Below are 19,302 nucleotides of genomic sequence, written 5' to 3'. Positions count from 1 at the left end.
GTCAGTACTCCAGCGGAGAGAAGAGGACCAGATGTCGATGAAACGGATGGACCACGACGTGCTCGTGGTCGGCGCCGGGCCGGTCGGCCTGATGCTCGCGACCGAACTGCGGCTGGCGGGGGCCCGGGTGCTCGTCGTCGAACGGCGGGAGGAGCTCGACACCGCCGTCAAGGCCGGAGCGATCAACATCGCCTCCGCGGAGGCCTTCGAACGGCGCGGCCTGCTCCCCGCTCTGGAGGCGGTGGTCCGGCGGCTGTACCCCGACGCCCCCGGTTCGGGGCGGGCGCCTTCCGTCGGGCACTTCGGCGGGATTCAGGTCCCGGCAGACCCCGTCGACGAGGAGGATCCCAGCCTGCGCGGCCGTGGCCCGGACGGCTGGTACGTCATGGTCCCGCAGGCCGAGGTGGAGCGGATCCTCGGTCAGCGCGCGGCAGAACTCGGCGTCGAGGTCCGGCGCGGGGTCGAGGTGCGTGGGTTCGACGCGGACGAGGCCGGCGTCACCGTCCACCTGGAAGGCGGAGACGACGTACGCGTGGCGTGGCTCGTCGGTTGCGACGGAGGCCGCAGCCTGGTCCGGCGCCTGGCGGGCTTCGAGTTCCCCGGGACCGACCCCCAGATCACGGGCCGCCAGGCGGTGGCCACCGTGGAGGGGGCGGAGCGCCTGGGGCGAGGCTGGCAGCACACCCCCACCGGCGTCTACGTCTACCGGCCGCCGGGTCGTGTGGTCACCGTCGAGTTCGACGGCCCCCCGGCGGACCGGCAGGCACCGGTCACCGCGGCCGAGATCGAGGCCAGTCTGCGGCGCGTCAGCGGCGTCGACGTCCGCGTCACCGAGGTCATCAGCGCCGGGCGCTACACGGACAACGCGCGGCAGGCGACGAACTATCGGCGCGGTCGCGTGCTCCTCTGCGGGGACGCCGCCCACGTGCACTCGCCCTTCAGCGGCCAGGGCCTGAACCTGGGGCTCGGCGATGCCGTCAACCTGGGCTGGAAACTCGCCGCCACCGTACGAGGGTGGGCGCCCGACGGCCTGCTCGACACCTACACCGGCGAACGGCACCCGATCGGCGCCTGGGTGCTCGACTGGACGCGTGCGCAGGTGGCCGTGATGCGCGGCGACGCCCGTGCGCTCAGGGGCGTGGTCTCCGACTTCCTCGGCACCCGGGACGGGGCGACCTACTACGTGAAGCGGATCTCCGGTCTGTGGCAGCGCTACGACCTGGGGGAGGGCCATCCGCTGGTCGGCGCGACAATGCCCGACCTGCGGCTGGACGACGGCACACGGCTCGCCGACCACACCCATGAGGGCCGGGCCCTGCTCGTCGATCTCGCCGGGGACGACGAACTGGCGGCCCTGGCCAAGCCGTACGCCGGGCGTCTGAAGCTGGTCCGGGGTGGTTCGGAGGGCGCCGGGGTGAGCGGCTTGCTGGTGCGTCCCGACGGCTTCGTGGCGTGGGCGTCGGCCGACGGCGCCGGTGACACCGCCGGCCTGGAAGCCGCCCTGACACGCTGGTTGGGGGAGTGACCTATCGGGAAGCGCCGGCGGGGGGCGTCGGGGAGAACTCCACCGGCAGCGCCGTGAGGCCACGGACCTGGAAGGACGACCGCCATTGGAGCTCGTTCGGCGGGAGCGCCAACCTCACGTCCGGAAGGCGGTCCAGCAGCACCTCGACGGTGGTCTCGGCGATGACCTCGGCGATCTCCGGAGCCGGGTAGGGGCACCCGTGGTCGCCGTGGGAGAAGGACAGATGGGCGTGGTTGCCCCCTGCGCCGACGTGGAGCCCGGACCGTACCTGCGGATCGGCGTTTCCTCCGGCCAGCCCGACGACGAGCAGGTCACCGGCCTTGATGTGCCGTCCGCCCAGGTGGGTGTCACGGGTGGCCCAGCGGCCCACGGTGCCCTGCGCGGGCGATTCGTCCCACAGCACCTCGTTCATCGCCTGGCCCACGCTCTGGCGACCGCCCGCCAGGGTCAGGGAGAACCGGTCGTCGATCAGCATCAGGCGGAGGGTGTTGCCGATCCAGTTGGACGTGGTCTCCTGTCCCGCCGTCATCATGATGATCAGGTCCTGAGCGAGTTCCTCATCGGTGAGGCCCGCCGGGTGGGCCACCATGCGCGAGGCGGCGTCGGGGCCGGGCTCGAGGCGTTTGGCCTGCACGAGCTGGGACATCGCGGCGGCGACCCGCCCGAAGGCCTCGAGGGAGCCCTCCCCGCCGTCCAGCGCCGTGACGACGTCCCGGGCGACGGCCTGGATCTGGCCCGAGGGGATGCCCATGATCCCCGCGACGGCCAGCACCGGCATCGCGTACGCGTACTGCGTCAGCAGTTCCGCCTCGCCGTTGCCGGCGAAATCGTCGATCAGCTCGTCGGCGAACCGTTCGCACTGGGCCCGCAACTCGAACTGGTCGACCTCCGCCAGGGCGTCGCTGATCGCCCCGCTGCGCCGCCGATGCTCGGCCCCCGCGGTGAACAGGATGGAGGGCTGGTAGCCGACGAACGCGATCAGCGGCCAGTCGGGCGGGACCCGATCCCACTGGTTCCAGTAGCGGGAGTCACGGGCGAACAGCTTCGAGTCGCCGACGACGTGGTGGAGCTCGCGGTACCCGATCACCAGCCAGGCGGGGATGTCACCCACGAGCAGCACGGGCACGACCGCCCCGTGATCCTTCCTCAGCTCCCCGTACATCCGGGCGGGATCTTCCCGCTCGTAACTCGATCCGTACAGGGGAACGGCGTCCGGGTGAGCCGGGGACGGAGGGCCCAGGGGCCGGATCGTCGCGTCGGCGGTCGGGTCCAGTGGAGACATGGCCTGCTTTCCAGGAGACTGCGATCAGGATCACCCGGCGCTCGATGCCGGGAGGATTTCATGGGCGGCGCGGTCAGGCCGTACCACCACCTCGACGGCCGCCTGAGTGATCACTGTTGTTCCGCACCGGTACGTCCTCCCACGGCACCTCGCTGAGCGCCTGGCTAACGCTCTGGCGGTCTCCGGAGAGGGTAGACCACCCCTCGGGTTTTGGATCAAGGCTCTTCAGATTTCCCGGTAGATCTGAGGTAGTGGAGTCGGCGGACGAGCGCGGCCTGGTCCGCGTGGAGATGGTCGGCGGCGTGCGCGGCGCGACCGGTGCCCAGACCGGTCAGGAATCGAGAAGCGCGGGTCACCGTGCCGTTCCTAACCTGATCGGCATGATCTCCATCGAATCCGTCACCCTTGAGGTGGCAGACCCCACCGCCGCCGACCGTTTCTACACCGAGGCCTTCGGCTTGGACACTCAGATACGCCTGCGGGCCTCGGAGGCGCCGACGACCGGCTTCCGCGGGTTCACGCTGTCGCTCACGGTCTCCCAGCCGGCCAACGTCAACAGCCTCATCGACGCCGCACTCGAGGCCGGCGCCTCGTCGGTGAAGCCGGTCACGAAGTCGCTGTGGGGCTACGGCGGCGTCGTGCAGGCCCCGGACGGGACGATCTGGAAGGTCGCGACCTCGGCGAAGAAGGACACCGGCCCGGCCACCCGGCAGATCGACGAGATCGTGCTCCTGCTGGGAGCCGAGGACGTGGCCGCGAGCAAGCGGTTCTACGTTGATCACGGCCTCACCGTGGCGAAGAGCTTCGGCCGCAAGTACGTCCAGTTCGCCACCGACTCGAGCGCCGTCAAGCTGGCGCTCTACGGGCGCCGAGCCCTTGCCAAGGACGCCGGCGTCTCTCCCGACGGCACCGGATCGCACCGGATCACGATCGGCGGCGGCGCCGGCCCGTTCACCGACCCGGACGGGTTCGCGTGGGAGGCGGCATCGCGGTGAGCTGAGGCGCGCGCGGACATCGATGAAAGGAGCTCTCCCTTGTGTCACCCCTCGTGGGCGCGCGCACTCACCCAAGCGCAGCGCTTGCGCGACCTCGCGCGGCTGCGCCGGGTCCGGGACCGGATCGACCGGGAGTACGCGCGGCCGCTGGATGTGGAGGCGCTGGCACGCGGCGTGAACATGTCGGCCGGGCACCTCAGCCGCCAGTTCCGGCTCGCCTACGGTGAAGCGCCGTACGCCTATCTGATGACGCGGCGGGTCGAGCGCGCGATGGCGCTGCTCCATCGCGGTGACCTCAGTGTCGCCGAGGTCTGTTTCGCGGTCGGCTGCTCGTCGCCGGGCACCTTCAGCACCCGCTTCACCGAGCTGGTGGGCATGCGGCCCAGCGTCTACCGACGCCGGGCGGCGGGCGCCGCGGCGGGAACGCCGTCGCGTGTGGCGAAGCAGGCGACCGGACCGGCAGAGGGTAGAGAAGTACGAGCCGGAGAGCCGCAGCGGCGGGTCGCGAAGGCCCTGGCAACGCTGCTGGACGAGTAGACACAGGCCGGTGCGGCCCGCGCTGCGCGCTCTCCTGCCGACGGTGTCAGCCCGCGTTACCGTTCCACCAGTTCGCCAGGCGGCGCCACCAGCGGGCCGGCGCCTGGGGCGTCGATGACCGGAGTGCCGGTGCCCCCTGGGCAGCGGAGGGGGCGGTCGGAGTCGGCGGGGCGTAGTCGCCACCCGGTACGGGCACCGGGTACGGCGCTCCCGGCGGAGCCTGCGCGGGTTCGGGCGGGGCCGAGAAGCGTACGGGCAGTGAGGACAGGGCGCGCTGGATCCAACCGGGTCGCCACGTGAGCTCCTCGGCGGGGACGGCCAACTCCATGTCCGGCAACCCATCGAGGAGCTTCTCGATGGCGACCGTCGCGATGATGCGCGCCTGCCCCTGAGCCGGGCAGACGTGCGGCCCGATGCCCCACGCCAGGTGGGCGCGGTTGCCCACCCGGTCCTCGGCCCGGGTCGACGGGTCGTTGTTGGCCGCCGCGAAGCTGATGATGACCGGCTGGTCGGCCGGCAGTCGCACGCCGTGGAAGTCGAACGACTCGACCGGGTAGGTGGCTCCGAAGTTGGCGAGCGGCGGGTCCGTCCACAGGACCTCCTCGAGGGCGTCCTCGACGAGCAGACTCCCGCTGGACAGATCACCCGCGAACCGCTCGTCGGACAGCAGCAACCGCGTCGTGTTGATGATCAGGTTCTGCACGAGTTCGCTGCCCGCGCCGACGAGCATCACGATCTGGTGCGCGACCTCCTCATCCGTGAGCTCGGCCGGGTGGTCCATCAGCCCCGTCGTCATGTCCTGGCCGGGGTGCTCGCGCTTGAGCGCCATGAGCTCCAGGACGCACATGGCGAGCGTCATGTTCGCCTCTTCGGAGTTCTCCCACTTGAGGACCTCCTGAATGGCATCGACCATCCGGTCGCCGAGCTCGGCCGGGCAGCCGAACAGTTCGTTGAACACCAGCAGCGGCAGAATGAGGGAGTACTCGGTGCGGAGGTCCGCCTCACCCCGGAGCCGCATCCGGCCGATGAGCCGGTCCGCGCTGCGCTCGACGAAGGTGCGCAGCGCAGTCGGGTCGACCCGGTCCAAGACGTCGGTCACGGCGTTGCGCAGCCGGAATCGGAGGGGGTCGTCGGTCAGGTTGCACGTCGGCCGGTACGCCATGATCGGCAGAATCGGGCATTCGGGCGGAATTCCCTCTTGCCAGCGGCGGGCGTCGCGGGGAAATCTCGCCTGGTCGCGATAGATTTCAAGTGCGACGTCGTAATCCGTGACGAGCATTCCTGGTACGCCCGGGTCCAGTTCGACCGGGGCGATGGGGCCGTACGCACGGAGCCTGCGGTACACGCTTTCGGGATCGGCGGCGAACTCCGGGCCGTACAGCGCAAGACGCTCATCGTTTTTCGAGCCGTCTGATGATAGGGCCGGATTGGAATCGGGCAAGGTCATATGCGCTCCTGACGAGTGTCGGCGAGGGGGTAGCCGAACAACAGCGAGGTGGGCGCCCGATGCTTCGTGCCGGGGTCGGCGATCCATCTTGATCACCGGCCGCGCGACCGAATTCGGCAACGCTACACTCGGCGATCTTGTCGTCGCAAATTGGCACGTAAGTGCCAGGGCTCACGTCGGGGGCGCTGCGCACGTCGGCTGATTCCATAGAACAGCCGGTGAAATGTGCGGACCTGTGATAACGGCGCGGGTCAGGTGCGGTTGAGAATATCGTCCGACGGGGCGGCCAAGGGTCGCCGGCGTTTCGTGGCCGTCTCCGCGGACGCCGACTTCGCCGCGGTGGCTGTCTGAAATATCGAATAAACGCCTTTGAACAGGAATATCAGCGTGTTCGACCGGGCGGGCACGCGATCGGGACGACCATGCGCTGAGGCCGGTCCCCGCGCGGAGACCGGCCTCAGGGGGTGCGCTCTGCCCTATCGTTTCGTGACCTTGTGGATCCAGGCGAGCTGCTGGGCGATCTCCCCGGCCCCGGCCATCTTCTCCCGGTCGGAGCCGTAGAAGACGCCGAGCAGGGTCTCCTTGCCGTGTGCGCCGATGCTCATCACCGGGGCTCCAGAGTCGCCGCCGGCGGGAATCCCGGACACCTTCTCCAGGCAGAAGTCCGTGCCGCCCGGTTCGGCGTAGCCCTCGCAGCGGCGGGCGTCCGACCGTACGACCCGCAGCGTCGACTGCTTGAGCACGGGCGACTGGCAGGTGTTCTCATCCTTGGTGCAGGTGGCGCCCCACCCGTACTGCCGCACGATCTCACCGGGGTGGACGTGGGCCTTGGCCAGGCGCGCCGGGCGGATCTTCATCGGCGAGACCTTGATGAGCATCATGTCGGCGCGCGCGTTCCCCGCCCGCTTGCCCACCGGGCGGACAGTGGTGCCCTTACGCATGTCGAGGTTGCCGACCCGGAACGAGATCCGCTTGTCGGCGACCGCCTGCGCCTGCTCGAAGAAGCAGTGCGAGGCGCTGATGATCCACTGCTTCGTGACCGCCGTCCCAGTGCACACCGATTTGCCGTCGATGAGCATGCGTACCGCCCATGGGCCGTAAGTGCTCTTCGACCCGCCGATGACAGCCGAGGCCGGCCCGGACACCAGCACCGAGCCCGTCACCAGCAACAACGCGGACACCAACAGCACACGAACGCGACGCGCCATCCGGAACAGCTCCTCTTCTCGGGGCATGGCCTTACCGGTGGTGTAAATACGCCGTCAGACCAAAAAGTTCCGATTACGCGTAGTTCGCCCTCCACCGGCCGGCGCCGACACCCTCGGCAAGACCGCCACCGCCGGATGCGCCTGCGGCACCCCACCGAGCAGGCAACCGACTCCGGCGATACCGGCCGCCGCCGTTGGCGCCTGCTGCGGACACGTACGGCATCCGATCGGAACGACATGGTGGCCACGTGCACGATGCTCCGCGCCCGATGCCTTTTGCGGTTCTGCTCGGCGGGTGCCAAGATCGGTACATGATCTTCTACGGAAAGGGCGTCCTGCGCCCCAGCCGGTGAAGCCCGGCGAGTGGGAGCTGGACTGTGGTCCCGTTGATGACCGGACTACTTTCCTGGCCCACGCTCTTGCTCTGAATGCACTTCACGGCCCTGGCCCCTGGCCCGATGGCGGCTATCCACTCCCCGACGAACCGCCTCGCGACAGCGGCGACGACGGACCCCTCATGACGAGCGTGGTGCTCGATGGCGTCCGGACCCACCATTTCGGCATCGCGTCAGAACCAGCGGCGGCCAGGGAAGTGGTCGATCTCCTCGAAGCGATCGTGTCCGCGTCACCCGGTCCCGCATCCCTGGCCCGGCTGCATGAGGTCCTCGCCCGACAGTCCGCGGTCGACCTCGCGGACGACCTGGTCAGGGAGCTTCGAGCACGAAATCTGCCCCATGAACCTCTGCATGGGGTGGCGCGTCATCTGACCGAGTACGGTTCGGCACGCAACACCGTCAAGCTGGGCATCGTGGTGCTGGGGGAATGCGGGGACGAACGCGACCGCGAGCTGCTGCTTCTGCTCGGCGCGCTCGAAGAGCTCACCCTGTATGCCGTGGTGGCCCTCATGAAGACCCAACCCGACCGGCAGCGCGCCACCTACGAGCTGGCGCGGCGGGTGAAGGGCTGGGGGCGGATTCACGCGGTGGAACGCCTGGAGGGCAGCGACGATCCTGAGATCAAGGCATGGCTGCTCCGCGAGGGATTCCGCAACGACGTCATGAACGAGTACCTCGCTCATCTCGCCGCGACAACCGGGGATCTCTACACCGCCCTCCTCGGACCCGATGTGGACAAGGCCCTGCTCGAAGGCGCCGGTGGCATTCTCGCCGCGCTTGCCCTTGGCGGCCCGGCCAAGGACATGACCGACTACGACGACGGCGTGCCCGCCCTGCACCGCTACGCCGAACTCGTCAGCACAGCCGAGCCGACGCTGGGCATGCTGGATCACCTGCTCACCGTCAGACGGTGTGCGTTGAGGTCTGACAGGGACGTCGCCTGGCCCGAGGGCGAGCCCGAACGTCTGGCCTGTCGCTACGAGGCGCTACTGGCCAGACCTGCCTGGCGGGAGTTGGTGCTCACGCACCTGAGCGATCCGTGCGGCACCGGCCCGTACGGCTTCAACGTCGCGCTGTCCTGTGCGGGCCGTCTTGACATGCCGGTGCTTCCCCAAGCGCTCCACCATCTGGAACGAGAACCGTTCAACGCCTATGCCTGGCAATGGGCGGTCAACCACTCCGACAGCGAGACCATCACTTCCGTGATCACGCTGGCCATGCGAGTGCTCCCACTCGACACGCTCGCCAGTGGCCCCGCCGACAGCCAAGGTTTTGGACCCGAACACGCACCCGACCGTGCGCTGGAGGCCATCATCAACGGCCTGGACGATCATCCCGGGATCGGTCTCGAACTGCTTCGGATCTCCCTGTCCAATCGAGTGGTCCGGATACGGCGCCGTGCTCTTCAGATATTGACGACCTGGCCGGCAGAGGGCCGGCAGCCGGCCGGGACTGGGTCAGCGCTGCCGCGGCAGCCGAGCCCAACGGCGAACTACAGCGAAAGATGCAGGCATTCCTGGACAACCGGAGGTCGCGTGAGACGTTCTCATGACCCGGCGCGCAGCGCGTAGCCGAAGCCGCGGACCGTGTGGATCATCGGTGGGCCGGTCCGGTCGAGCTTCTTGCGGAGGTAGTAGACGTACGTCTCGACGACCTGTGCGTTGCCGTCGAAGTCGTAGTTCCAGACCAGGTCGAGCAGCTGATCCTTGGACAGCACCTGGCCCGCGTGCTCCATCAGGCAGCGCAGCAACTTGAACTCGGTTGGGGTGAGGGTGACCTGGTCGCCCGCGCGGCGCACCGTACAGGTATCGACGTCCAGCTCCAGGTCGCCGACCCGCAGTCGGCGGAGTGCGTCCGGCGCGGCCCGGGTACGGCGCAGCACCACCCGTACCCGGGCGTGCAGTTCCTGCAGGCTGAACGGCTTGGTGATGTAGTCGTCGCCGCCGGAGGACAGGCCCGTGAGCTTGTCCTCCAGCGTGCGGCGTGCGGTCAGGAAGATGATCGGCGGTGCCTGCCCGAGGCCCTGCAGCCGGTCGCACACCCGGAAGCCGTCGATGTCGGGCAGCGAGACGTCCAGCACGATGAGGTCGGGGCGGAACGCCTCCGCCCGTGCCAGCGCCGACCGGCCGTCGGCCGCCGTGGCCACCTCGTAGCCCTGGTAGCGCAGACTGGTCGCGACCAGGTCGCGAATGTTCTCCTCGTCGTCCACCACGAGTAGCCGCGCCGGAGATGTCACCACCCGGCCATGGTGACCCGATCACGGGGCCGTCGCACCTTTTCTGACTGATTTATGAGCCGGTGAGGCGACCATGGGGGCATGTCGCTACGGTTGCGCATCCTCGCCGGACTCGTCGGCCTGCTCGTCCTCGGCCTCGCCGCCTTCGGCGTGGGCATCAACAGGCTGATGACGGGCGACCTGGAGAGGCAGCTCGACCAGCAGCTGGTGGCGGTGGCGGGCACCGTACGGCAGGTCCTCGCCACCGACAAGGACCAGCACGATCTGGACCGGCTCTTCGACCTCGCGCTTCCCCAGAAGGCGGATGCCGACATCCTGCAGGTCCCGCGGGGCTCCGACGTGGCGGTCTTCCCGCCGGGTCTGGTCATCGAGGTTCGCAGCCAGAACGGCACCCTGCTCGACCGCCAGTTCGCCGCCAAGATGAGGATGGGGTCTCGGCCGGACTTCTCACCCGGGCGGCCCGCCGCCCCGAATGAGCCAGTCCCCGCCTCGACGGGCCAGGGCGACTACCGGGCGCTGACGGCGACCATGGACGAGGGTGACACCCCGGTGCTGGTGACCCTGGCGATCCCGACAGCCCCGGTCGACGGGGTCCTACGAGAGCTGACCGTCATCGAGCTCGTCCTCGGCGTGATCATCGTGGTGATCGGAGCCGGGCTCGCGCTGGTCATGGCGCGGGTCACCGCGCGCCCGCTCGCCCGGATCGCGGCCACCGCCGACGCAATCTCCGGCGGCGACCTCACCCGGCGGGTGCCCGACAAGAACCCCAGGACCGAGGTGGGCCGGGTCGGGTTGGCGCTGAACGCCATGCTCGGCCAGATCCAGCGGTACGTCGACCGGCTCGTGGAGTCCGAGCAGCGGATGCGGCGGCTCCTCGGCGACGCCTCGCACGAACTGTCCACGCCGCTCACCTCCATCCGCGGGTACGCCGAGCTGTTCCGCAGCGGGGCCCAGGACAGGCCGGAGGACCTGGCCCGGGCGATGAGCCGGATCGAGGCCGAGGCGGCCCGGATGACCGGGCTGGTGGAGGAACTGCTGTTGCTCGCCGAGCTGGACGAGGGCCGCCCGCTGCGCCCGACGCGGGTCGATCTCGCGACGATCGCCGCCGACGCGGTGGACGACGCCCGGCTCGCGGCTCCGGACCGGACCATCGAGCTGGAGGCCACCGCGGGCCTGTACGTCCGCGGCGAGGAGAACCGGCTCCGGCAGGTCGCCGCGAACCTGCTGTCCAACGCCTGCCGGCACACCCCGCCGGGCACGCCGATCACGGTCACCGCCGCGCCGGGCGTCCTCGAGGTGGCGGACGAAGGGCCGGGCATGGACGCCGAGCGTGCCGCGCACGTCTTCGACCGCTTCTACGGCGACGGTTCCGGGCTGGGTCTGGCGATCGTCGCCTCGATCGTGGCAGCCCACGGCGGCACGGTCCAGGTCACCAGTGCGCCCGGGGAGGGCGCGACGTTCCGGATCGAGCTGCCGACCGTTCAGGAGTCTGACCGGATTCTGACCGGAAGCTGAGCCCGTCCCGAGCCCCGCACCCGAGGCTCACCGGCATGCGAATCCTGTATCTCGCCACCGCCGCCGTCCTGGTGACCGGCGGTGCCACCGCCTGCGGCTCGGGCGGCTCCAGCGGCTCCAGGCCGGCGGTGTCCAGCTCGCCGACGCTCGGCACGGCCGCCAAGGAGGCCAAGGCCCGCCAGTTCGTCGACTGCGCCCGCAAGAACGGCATCCCCAACGTCGCCGACCCCAAGGTGAACGCCGACGGCGACATCGACATCAGCCCACCGCCCGGCCTCACGAAGCAGAGCCCGATCGTCCAGAAGGTCGTGAAGATCTGCGGCAAGTACCTGGACGGCGTCTTCACTCACGAGAACAAGGACTCCAGCGCGAACTACGACAAGGCGCTCAAGATGGCCGCCTGCGTCCGGCAGCACGGCGTGCCGAACTTCCCCGACCCGTCCCCGGCGCCCTCGGGCGGAGGGGCGAAGTTCGACGTCGGTAAGAACCTGAACAGGGAAGCCGTCGACAGGGCGATGCGAGCCTGCGGCGTCACGCCCCGGCCCAAGCCGAACGGGCGGTAGCCATGAGGCGCCTCGGAATTTCGCTCAGTGCCGTCGGCGGCATCGCCCTGCTGGTCGGCGGCGGTCTGTGGGCGGCCGCCGGCAAGCCCACCGCGACCGCCGCCCCCAGACCGTCCGCGGGCACCACGACCGCCGTGGTCACCCGTACGGACCTCGTCGAGACCGACCAGGAGCAGGGCACGCTCGGCTTCGACGGGGCCCGCACCCTCCAGTCGTCGGCGTCCGGCGTCCTCACCGCCGAGCCCGCCGAAGGCACCACCGTCACCCGTGATCAGAAGCTGTACGGCGTCGGCCTGCACCCGGTCCGGCTCTTCTACGGCACCGTGCCGCTGTCGCGCACCCTCGCCGTCGGCGTCTCCGGCGGCAAGGACGTCAAGCAGCTGGAGAACAACCTGCGCACCCTCGGGTACGACCCGTACCACGACATGACCATCGACGATCACTTCTCCGTCGCGACCCAGGCCGCCGTCATGCGCTGGCAGAAGGCGCACGGGCAGACCAGGACCGGCCAGGTCACCCTGGCCGACCTGGTGTTCCTGCCGGGCGCGGTCCGGATCGGCACCCAGCACGCCAAGCCCGGTGACCGGATCGCGGCGGGCGCCCAGCTCATCGACGTCACCGGCACCACCCGCATCGCCACCGTGCACCTGCCCGCGGACAGCGACCTCGCGCACGCCGGGGACAAGGTCACCGTCGAACTGCCCGACGGCAGCAGTACGCCCGGCGTCATCACCCAGGTCAGCACCACCGCCACCAGCAGCAGCGGTTCCTCCGGCGCGCAGAACGGCGGCAACGACAACGGCAACTCGGGCTCGAACTCCGGCGGCGACGCCACCATCGCGGTGACCGTACGGCTCACCGGACCCAAGGCCACCGGCGGCCTGGACCAGGCCCCGGTCACCGTCGACTTCACCCGCGGGCGCGCCAAGAACGTCCTCGCCGTACCGGTCACCGCCCTCGTCACCCTCTCCACCGGCGGGTACGCCGTGGACGTCACCAACGGCGGAACCATACAGCGAGTCGCGGTCAAGACCGGAATGTTCGCCACCAACGGCGCGGGCACCGGCCAGGTGGAGATCTCCGGCCCAGGCATCACCGAGGGCCTCCGGGTGGCGATCCCGCAGTGAGTCCGGTCATCGAGCTCCACGACGTACGCAAGACCTATCCGGGGCCGGTCGAGGTCCTGCACGGCATCGACCTGACCATCGAACGCGACGAGCAGGTGGCGATCCTCGGCCCGTCCGGCTCCGGCAAGTCCACACTGCTCAACCTCATCGGCATCCTCGACCGCCCGACCTCCGGCACGCTCGTCGTGGGCGGCCAGGACACCGCCGCGTTGACCGACCGGCGGCTCGCCGGGCTGCGCGCCGCCACCATCGGCTTCGTCTTCCAGCAGTTCTTCCTGCTCGACCACCGCACCGCGCTGGACAACGTCGCCGACGGCCTCCTCTACACCGCCATCCCCCTGCGCGAACGCCGCCGTCGGGCCGCCGAGGTCCTGGACCGGGTGGGCCTCGGCGACCGGCTCGGGCACCGCCCGGCCCAGCTGTCCGGCGGCGAACGCCAACGTGTCGCCATCGCCCGCGCCCTCGTCGGCCGGCCCGCCCTCGTGCTGGCCGACGAGCCCACCGGCGCCCTCGACACCGCCAACGGCGCCGCCGTCCTCAAACTCCTCAGCGAGCTGCACGACGACGGCACCACTCTCATCGTCATCACCCACGACCCCAACGTCGCCGCCGCCATGGACCGTGAGATCCACATCCGCGACGGCCGCATCCACCCGGAGCCGACATGAGATCCAGCCGCCTCGCCGCCGCCGATCTGGTCCGCGTCTCGCTCCTCGGCATCGGCGCCCGAAAACTCCGGGCCGCCCTCTCCGTCCTCGGCATCGCGATCGGCATCGCCGCCATCGTCTGCGTCCTGGGCATCTCCCAGTCCAGCGCGGCCGGCCTTCAGCGCGAGCTCGACCGGCTCGGCACCAACCTGCTTACCGTCCAGCCCGGCAAGAGCCTCACCGGCGACCAGTCCACCCTCCCGCTGTCCGCCGAACAGACCCTCACCAACGCCCCGTACGTCCAGCAGGTGTCCGGCATCGCCCCGGTATCCGGCACCGTCCTGCGCAACAAGCACATCGGCTCCATCATCACCGGCGGCATCGGCATCAAGGCGGCCCGTCCCAACCTGCCCTCCGTCCTGCGCGGCCACGTCGCCCAGGGCGTCTTCCTCAACGCCGCCACCGGCAACTACCCCGTCACCGTCCTCGGCGCGGTGGCCGCCCAGCGCCTCGGCATCACCGCCCTGCGCCCCGACACCGCGGTCTGGCTCGGCGGCAAGACCTTCACGGTCGTCGGCATCCTCGCCCCCATCGAACTGGCCCCCGACATCGACCGCTCCGCCCTCATCGGCTTCGCCGAAGCCGAGCGGGCCTTCCGCATCGACGGCTCGGCCTCCACCATCTACCTGCGCACTGACCCCGAACACGTCGGAGGGGCCGCCAGGACCCTCGCCGCCGCCACCAATCCCGCCCACCCCGACCTGGTCAGCGCCGGCCAGCCCTCGGCCGCGCTCAGCGCCCGGCTCGCCGCCAAAAAGACCTTCAACGGCCTCTTCCTCGGCCTCGGCGCCGTCGCCGTCCTGGTCGGCGCGATCGGCATCGCCAACGTCATGGTCATCTCGGTGCTCGAACGCCGCAGTGAGATCGGCCTGCGCCGCGCCCTCGGGGCGACCCGACGGCACATCGCCGGCCAGTTCATCGGCGAATCCCTCGCCCTCGCGCTTCTCGGCGGTCTCGCCGGCTGCGCCCTCGGCACCCTCGTCACCGTCGGCTATGCCCGGTACGAACACTGGGAGGCCGTCATCCCGGCCACGGCCCTGCCCCTCGGCCTGGCCGGCACCATCCTCATCGGCACCATCGCCGGCCTGTACCCGGCCGCCCGGGCTGCGCGCCTTTCCCCCACCCAGGCCCTGGCCAGATGACCCCGGCCACGGCACGCCGGCGCGGAGCGGCCGGGCGGGACGGCTGACGCGCGTAGGGAGCGGGAACTCTCACGTTCCCGCTCCCTACGACCCCGTATGCCTGGCCTGTTATGTTCGGGGCGGGTCAGCTGAAGTTGACGCCGTTCATGGTGGGCTGGAGTGTGCCCAGGGTGAGGCTGTCGCAGATCGGCGGCTGGTAGCCGTCGTCGAGGCCGTGGTAGGTGAGCGGGATCCAGGTGCTGTGCCAGGCGACGCCGAGGCCGTCGGTGACGCCGCCGGGGCAGCCCTTGGTGGTGTGCCACTTGGTTCCGGCGAAGGCCGAACGTCCGGGCCGCAGCGTGATGGTCGTGCCGGCACCGGGGTAGCTCACCTGGGTCGCGGGAATCGCGGTGTAGTTGTTCTCCCCGCCCTTCCCGAGCGGTGTCCAGGCCGGCAGGTAGCAGGTTTCGCTCGACCGGTTGGTGATGGTCAGCGTGGCGATCGCCTTTTCCGCTGCCATTTCCGCTTCCAGTCCGGCGCCGGAATCCTGAATCTGCAGATCGGCGTTGAGCTCGGATGCCATGCAGCTCGGCGTGTCACCCTGATTGGTGTTCGTCGCCGCCGCTTTCCCGCCGTGGGTGCTATTGGCTCCCGGTGCCGTCTTCGCCGATGAACCCGACGATGTCGAACTCGACGCCGACGGACCTGACGACGTCGAACCCGACGACGTCGACACCTTGCTGTCGATGTTGCAGCCGGTGAGAGCGAGGGCGACCATCCCGCCACCAAAAGCCAGAGCGGCGGTCGTACGAAGGCGCTTGAACTGCATGGGAATAACCTCTCCGGTTACTTACTGGCTCGACTAATAACTTCGATGTCCGGTAATGCCGTTGAGGTTCACAGGAAGATCCAGATTCCCTATTTTTTCTGCCGTGATGGATGTCACGCGAACCTGGGAGGCCAGCAAAGCATCTTATTAGGGAAAACCGGGTCAGTGCCTGGAATGGCAGGTCAGTGCCGCGTTCGTTCGAGTTCCATGGAGCCCGGTTCGTCGATGCACAAAAGGTCGACGAGGCCGACGGTCAGTAGCGGATGACGTGGACCGGGCCGGTGAAGCGGAAGTCTTTCCCGGCCCACCCGGCCTTCACCTCGATCCGGCCGTGCGCGCGGAGGGGGATCGCCTTCGTGGAGAGCACCGCGCGCGTGATGGCCTCGCGGTGGCTCTCGCCCACCTTCGAACGGTCGGTGACCGTGGCGTAGGTGGCGATCGAGGCGCTGGTGGGGTATGCCCGCTTGTCGTACTTCGCGTCCTTCTTCACTTCGACCCACACGGTGCCGCACACGGTGGACCCCATGACGACGAGGGTGCCTCCCTGTCGGCCCTTCGGAGCTCCCATGTCACCGACGACGGGAAACGTCGTCACGACGGTGGCGCGGTACTTGCCCTGCTCGGCCGCGCAGACCCGCGCGTCGCCGCTCACCGGCGGCGCGGCCGCCGGAGGGGAGGTCACCTTGGCGGAGCGCCGAGGCGTGACCTGCGAGCCGGGAGTCGGCTTGGTGGCACGTGCGGGCGTGACGTGGGGGCCGGGAGCCGGCTTGGTGGCGCGTGCGGGCGTGACGTGGGGGCCGGCGGCCACCTTGGTGGCGTGCGCAGGCGTGACATGCGAGCCGGCGGTCACCCTCTCGGCGGCGGAGGCCGTGGCCCGAGGCGTCGGGCGGGAGGGCGCCACGGCGGCCGCGGCGGTGATGCCGCTCGCGACGACCGTCCCGGCGATCAGCGCGGGCAACCGGCGCCGCTTCCTGGTCTCCATCGGGCCTCTCCGGAGTTCGGATGAGCGCACAGCGCACTCATGATCGAAGGTCTCATGAGTAAAGATGCTCGGAGGGTCGTCAAGGTTGTGTGGATTCTCAGGGTTTTCTCAGGTTTGTGCGACCGTGCCGATTCGCCCAGGTCAGGCGCGTCGCAGCCACACGACTCGTCCGCGGTCGCGAACGGCCGATGCACGGTCGTTCGCGGCGCGGGCCCGCGCCTGTCCGACTGGCTCGCTTCCCCCTGCCGGCCCGCGGCCGAACCCGACCTCACCGCGATCTTCGCCACGATCGACCAGATCGCCGCCGAACGCTCCGCACCCGTACCTGCGATGTCCGTCGCCCTGCTCCGCCACCTGCTGGCCGCCCTGCTCCTGCGGATCGACCGGCTGCTTCCGTCAGGCGCAGAAGACATCGATCTGAACCCCGTCGCCGACAGGCAGGTCGTAGAGCAGCCGGCGGGTCGGCGAACAGCCGGTTCCCGTAACGAGCAGATGTGACTCGATTTCCGGAGATTCCGGGTAGTTGATTCTCGCATGACCGAAATGCGAGAGTGATCGATAAACTATTCATATGCGAAATTCCACGGATTCCAGAGTGGAAGCGCTGCGCAACCAGATGTGCACCTGAAGCGTCCTATTGATGAAAGTCGCCGAGGGGAGATCGTCTGTGACAAAGATCGGTTTTGGGCAGCGCGTTTCCCAGGGCATGAGCGCCTTGGACTGGGCCCATATCCCTGACGTCGAGGACGACGAGGAAGGCATCGTCGCGGAGAACGAGCGGCGACTGGCCAGGATGGCGGCCTTTGTTCGCGCGATGATGGTTCCGTTCCTGGCCATCCCGCTGTTCGGCTGGGGCAGGCTGGTGCATCCGTCGCTTGCCGTGGTCGCGCTCGCGGCCTCCGTTGTGGAGGCGGCCTGGTTCGTCCACCGGGTCTGGACCAGACACACCATTCGGGGCGACCGGCTGCTGGCGGCGGTGGACGTCGGCTTCTGCATCGCGCTGATGGCGATCGGCTCCCGCGCGGCAGCGCCCGAGCTGCGCAACGTGGTGATGACCGAGGTGGTGCCCTTCAGCCTGATCGCCTCGCTGACCGTGGCCTTCGCGATCGGATTCCGCGTCCTGACGGTCGCCGCGGTCTTGCTGATGTGGGTGTCGTGGGGAGTGACGATCTACCCGGACGTCACGCTGAAGCTGGGCTCTGACCTGCTCGGCTTCGTCATGTGGTACACCGTCGGCCTTTACGTCTCCTACCTGCTGCGGACCATGGCCGCCCGGACCGCCCAGGCGACCGCCGACCAGCGCCGCGCACAGGCCGTGGCCGCCGAACAGCAGAGACTCCTCGACCTACAACGACAGCGTGAGCGCATGCGAAGCGGCCTGCACGACCGGCAACTGCCCATCCTGGACGGCCTCTCCGCCGACCCGGAGCTTCCCCCCGAGGCGCGGCGTCTGATCCGGCGCGCCGCACTCGCCGCCCGTGCCCTGCTGGGGACCGTGAACGATCGAGACTTCTCCATCACCGCGCAGCTCATCGAGCTGACCGACACGTTTCTCGAGCTCAGGCTGCCGGTACACCCGAAGTTCTTCATCGACGCCGAGCCGCCCGCCGGGGTCGCCGAGGTGATGGTGGCCGCCACGGGGGAGGCGCTCTCCAACGCCCATAAGTACGCGGGGCGTGACGTTGAGGTGCACCTGCTGGCCGAGGCCTCGGACGGCCGGTTCGTGGTGAGCGTCGTGGACCACGGGGCGGGGTTCGATCCCGCCACGGTCCGCCGTGGGGACGGGCTCGGCCGGACCTTCCCGGCGGTGGAGAAGTGCGGTGGCCGGTACGAGATCACGTCGGCTCCCGGTGTCGGCACCACGGTCCGGTTCGAGTGGCCGGGAGACCAGGCATGCGAGGGCTGACCGTCGTCTGTATCGACGATCACCAGATGTTCGTCAGGCTGCTGGCCGATCGACTCGACAAGCTCCTGTCCCCGCGGGGCTGCCGTGTCCTGGCCCCGTACGGCGATGTCGCGAAGGTGCCGCCGGTCGGCGGCGTAGGTGTCGCGCTGTGCGACATCCAGCTGCGCGGTCGGCTGTCGGGCGCGGAGGCGGTTCGCCGGCTCCGCGCCACCGGCTGGCGGGTGCTGCTGATCTCCGCGCAGGCGCCGCCGCGCCAGGTGCTGGAGTCGATCGCGGCGGGCGCCCAGGGATATCTCGACACCTCGGCACCGGACGCGAGACTGGCCGAGGCGATCACGGCGGTGGCCGCCGGGGAGCTGTACCTGTCGACCGAGCTGGCCGCCCTGCTGTACGCCGAGTTGCGCGGAGCCGAGACGGGGCTGGGCTCCGGTGATCTCGCCGTGCTCAGGTCCTTCGCCGCGGGGGAGTCGGGCCGGCAGGTCGCCCAGCGGTACGACCGGACGCCCTCCGACCTTCAGGCCGTGTTCAACCGCATCTTCGCCGCGGTGGTGCGGAGCGTGGCCCGGCACGAACTCTCGCCCCTCGAGCGCAGGATCGCCCGGCTCGTGGGCTGTGGCGATGCCACATACGCCCTTGATATCGCCGCAATTCTTGGAATAAATCGCACCAAGCTCAATAACCACCTGAAGCTGATTCTGCAGAAGTACGTCGACGCTCACCCCGGCCTTGTGGCCCGGGACGGTACGCACTGGGTGCTGTGGGCGACCGGTCAGCGCCTGGAACAGCGGGCCGCGGCCCGCCTGTGGGCCAAGGAACTGGGGCTCTGCGCCGAGAACGCCCCGCTGAGTGGGGATTGACCAAATCTGGTGTTCTCCCTCGTCCGATCACTGCCGACACTCGAATTCAAGGCCGGACCACGTGCGATAC

Annotated in this window: 18 protein-coding genes; 12 read left to right on the top strand and 6 right to left on the bottom strand. The window is 69.6% G+C overall.

What is annotated here, in order from left to right; genetic code table 11:
* The first annotated feature begins 31 nt into the window (after window positions 1–31).
* Window positions 32–1,525 (top strand): FAD-dependent monooxygenase, encoded by a 1,494-nt coding sequence (locus tag ACYVF7_RS56265; protein ID WP_460356388.1) that lies wholly within the window; start codon window positions 32–34, stop codon window positions 1,523–1,525.
* A gap of 1 nt (window position 1,526) precedes the next feature.
* On the opposite strand, the gene ACYVF7_RS56260 is transcribed toward ACYVF7_RS56265, so the two are convergent.
* On the bottom strand, window positions 1,527–2,807 hold the full coding sequence (locus ACYVF7_RS56260; protein WP_460356386.1) for a cytochrome P450: 1,281 nt from the start codon (window positions 2,805–2,807) through the stop codon (window positions 1,527–1,529).
* Window positions 2,808–3,187: 380 nt separating this feature from the next.
* Here ACYVF7_RS56260 and ACYVF7_RS56255 point away from each other — a divergent pair, with 380 nt between their 5' ends.
* Window positions 3,188–3,802: a glyoxalase gene (locus tag ACYVF7_RS56255; protein WP_460356384.1), complete on the top strand. Its 615-nt coding sequence runs from the start codon at window positions 3,188–3,190 to the stop codon at window positions 3,800–3,802.
* A gap of 39 nt (window positions 3,803–3,841) precedes the next feature.
* Window positions 3,842–4,339 carry a helix-turn-helix transcriptional regulator gene (locus ACYVF7_RS56250; RefSeq protein ID WP_460356381.1) on the top strand — a complete coding sequence of 166 codons (498 nt, stop codon included), beginning with the start codon at window positions 3,842–3,844 and terminating at the stop codon, window positions 4,337–4,339.
* A gap of 46 nt (window positions 4,340–4,385) precedes the next feature.
* Here ACYVF7_RS56250 and ACYVF7_RS56245 read toward each other — a convergent pair whose 3' ends face one another.
* On the bottom strand, window positions 4,386–5,786 hold the full coding sequence (locus ACYVF7_RS56245) for a cytochrome P450 family protein (RefSeq protein WP_460356379.1): 1,401 nt from the start codon (window positions 5,784–5,786) through the stop codon (window positions 4,386–4,388).
* 476 nt (window positions 5,787–6,262) lie between these two features.
* Window positions 6,263–6,994 (bottom strand): S1 family peptidase, encoded by a 732-nt coding sequence (locus ACYVF7_RS56240; protein ID WP_460356376.1) that lies wholly within the window; start codon window positions 6,992–6,994, stop codon window positions 6,263–6,265.
* Between the two features lie 517 nt (window positions 6,995–7,511).
* Here ACYVF7_RS56240 and ACYVF7_RS56235 point away from each other — a divergent pair.
* Complete coding sequence (locus tag ACYVF7_RS56235; RefSeq protein ID WP_460356374.1) at window positions 7,512–8,960, top strand: hypothetical protein; 1,449 nt, start codon at window positions 7,512–7,514, stop codon at window positions 8,958–8,960.
* On the opposite strand, the gene ACYVF7_RS56230 is transcribed toward ACYVF7_RS56235, so the two are convergent.
* Window positions 8,936–9,628 carry a response regulator transcription factor gene (locus ACYVF7_RS56230; protein WP_460356373.1) on the bottom strand — a complete coding sequence of 231 codons (693 nt, stop codon included), beginning with the start codon at window positions 9,626–9,628 and terminating at the stop codon, window positions 8,936–8,938. The two genes, ACYVF7_RS56235 and ACYVF7_RS56230, sit on opposite strands and share 25 nt — an antisense overlap.
* Window positions 9,629–9,706: 78 nt before the next feature.
* On the opposite strand from ACYVF7_RS56230, the gene ACYVF7_RS56225 reads away from it, so the two are divergent.
* The 5 genes from ACYVF7_RS56225 to ACYVF7_RS56205 are packed head-to-tail and all read left to right on the top strand — an operon-like array spanning window position 9,707 to window position 14,679.
* Window positions 9,707–11,140, top strand: coding sequence for a sensor histidine kinase (locus ACYVF7_RS56225; RefSeq protein WP_460356371.1), 1,434 nt, complete (start codon window positions 9,707–9,709; stop codon window positions 11,138–11,140).
* Between the two features lie 35 nt (window positions 11,141–11,175).
* Window positions 11,176–11,703: a hypothetical protein gene (locus ACYVF7_RS56220; protein ID WP_460356369.1), complete on the top strand. Its 528-nt coding sequence runs from the start codon at window positions 11,176–11,178 to the stop codon at window positions 11,701–11,703.
* A 2-nt stretch (window positions 11,704–11,705) separates the two neighbouring features.
* A complete protein-coding gene (locus tag ACYVF7_RS56215; protein ID WP_460356367.1) occupies window positions 11,706–12,830 on the top strand; it encodes a peptidoglycan-binding protein in 1,125 nt (374 codons plus the stop codon).
* Window positions 12,827–13,498 carry an ABC transporter ATP-binding protein gene (locus ACYVF7_RS56210; protein WP_460356366.1) on the top strand — a complete coding sequence of 224 codons (672 nt, stop codon included), beginning with the start codon at window positions 12,827–12,829 and terminating at the stop codon, window positions 13,496–13,498. Before ACYVF7_RS56215 ends, ACYVF7_RS56210 begins: the two co-directional genes overlap by 4 nt.
* Entirely contained in the window at window positions 13,495–14,679 is a 1,185-nt protein-coding gene (locus tag ACYVF7_RS56205; RefSeq protein WP_460356363.1) for an ABC transporter permease, read from the top strand. Before ACYVF7_RS56210 ends, ACYVF7_RS56205 begins: the two co-directional genes overlap by 4 nt.
* 124 nt (window positions 14,680–14,803) lie before the next feature.
* On the opposite strand, the gene ACYVF7_RS56200 is transcribed toward ACYVF7_RS56205, so the two are convergent.
* The gene (locus tag ACYVF7_RS56200; protein ID WP_460356361.1) at window positions 14,804–15,394 is read right to left on the bottom strand and encodes a DUF4232 domain-containing protein; all 591 of its coding nucleotides are present in this window, start codon (window positions 15,392–15,394) and stop codon (window positions 14,804–14,806) included.
* 346 nt (window positions 15,395–15,740) lie between these two features.
* Window positions 15,741–16,469 (bottom strand): hypothetical protein, encoded by a 729-nt coding sequence (locus ACYVF7_RS56195; protein WP_460356358.1) that lies wholly within the window; start codon window positions 16,467–16,469, stop codon window positions 15,741–15,743.
* A gap of 39 nt (window positions 16,470–16,508) precedes the next feature.
* Between ACYVF7_RS56195 and ACYVF7_RS56190 the strand changes: the two genes are divergently transcribed.
* The 3 genes from ACYVF7_RS56190 (at window position 16,509) to ACYVF7_RS56180 (ending at window position 19,232) form a co-directional block, all read left to right on the top strand.
* Entirely contained in the window at window positions 16,509–16,967 is a 459-nt protein-coding gene (locus tag ACYVF7_RS56190) for a hypothetical protein (RefSeq protein ID WP_460356355.1), read from the top strand.
* Window positions 16,968–17,136: 169 nt separating this feature from the next.
* Window positions 17,137–18,375, top strand: a complete 1,239-nt coding sequence (locus ACYVF7_RS56185; RefSeq protein ID WP_460356353.1) for a sensor histidine kinase — start codon at window positions 17,137–17,139, stop codon at window positions 18,373–18,375.
* Entirely contained in the window at window positions 18,363–19,232 is an 870-nt protein-coding gene (locus ACYVF7_RS56180) for a response regulator (protein ID WP_460356351.1), read from the top strand. The genes ACYVF7_RS56185 and ACYVF7_RS56180 overlap by 13 nt, the downstream gene beginning before the upstream one ends.
* Window positions 19,233–19,302: the final 70 nt, after the last annotated feature.

It is taken from the genome of Actinoallomurus acanthiterrae, from assembly GCF_054775715.1.
The sequence above is the reverse complement of the archived record's forward strand: the minus strand, read 5'-3'. Positions and strand labels throughout refer to the sequence as shown.

Excerpts from the sequence above, each read along its gene's own strand:
- ACYVF7_RS56225 (WP_460356371.1), top strand. The coding sequence starts at position 9,707 with ATGTCGCTACGGTTGCGCATCCTCGCCGGACTCGTCGGCCTGCTCGTC.
- ACYVF7_RS56215 (WP_460356367.1), top strand. The coding sequence starts at position 11,706 with ATGAGGCGCCTCGGAATTTCGCTCAGTGCCGTCGGCGGCATCGCCCTG.
- ACYVF7_RS56245 (WP_460356379.1), bottom strand. The coding sequence starts at position 5,786 with ATGACCTTGCCCGATTCCAATCCGGCCCTATCATCAGACGGCTCGAAA.
- ACYVF7_RS56235 (WP_460356374.1), top strand. The coding sequence starts at position 7,512 with ATGACGAGCGTGGTGCTCGATGGCGTCCGGACCCACCATTTCGGCATC.
- ACYVF7_RS56180 (WP_460356351.1), top strand. The coding sequence starts at position 18,363 with ATGCGAGGGCTGACCGTCGTCTGTATCGACGATCACCAGATGTTCGTC.
- ACYVF7_RS56190 (WP_460356355.1), top strand. The coding sequence starts at position 16,509 with ATGATCGAAGGTCTCATGAGTAAAGATGCTCGGAGGGTCGTCAAGGTT.
- ACYVF7_RS56220 (WP_460356369.1), top strand. The coding sequence starts at position 11,176 with ATGCGAATCCTGTATCTCGCCACCGCCGCCGTCCTGGTGACCGGCGGT.
- ACYVF7_RS56205 (WP_460356363.1), top strand. The coding sequence starts at position 13,495 with ATGAGATCCAGCCGCCTCGCCGCCGCCGATCTGGTCCGCGTCTCGCTC.
- ACYVF7_RS56240 (WP_460356376.1), bottom strand. The coding sequence starts at position 6,994 with ATGGCGCGTCGCGTTCGTGTGCTGTTGGTGTCCGCGTTGTTGCTGGTG.
- ACYVF7_RS56265 (WP_460356388.1), top strand. The coding sequence starts at position 32 with ATGTCGATGAAACGGATGGACCACGACGTGCTCGTGGTCGGCGCCGGG.
- ACYVF7_RS56195 (WP_460356358.1), bottom strand. The coding sequence starts at position 16,469 with ATGGAGACCAGGAAGCGGCGCCGGTTGCCCGCGCTGATCGCCGGGACG.
- ACYVF7_RS56255 (WP_460356384.1), top strand. The coding sequence starts at position 3,188 with ATGATCTCCATCGAATCCGTCACCCTTGAGGTGGCAGACCCCACCGCC.
- ACYVF7_RS56260 (WP_460356386.1), bottom strand. The coding sequence starts at position 2,807 with ATGTCTCCACTGGACCCGACCGCCGACGCGACGATCCGGCCCCTGGGC.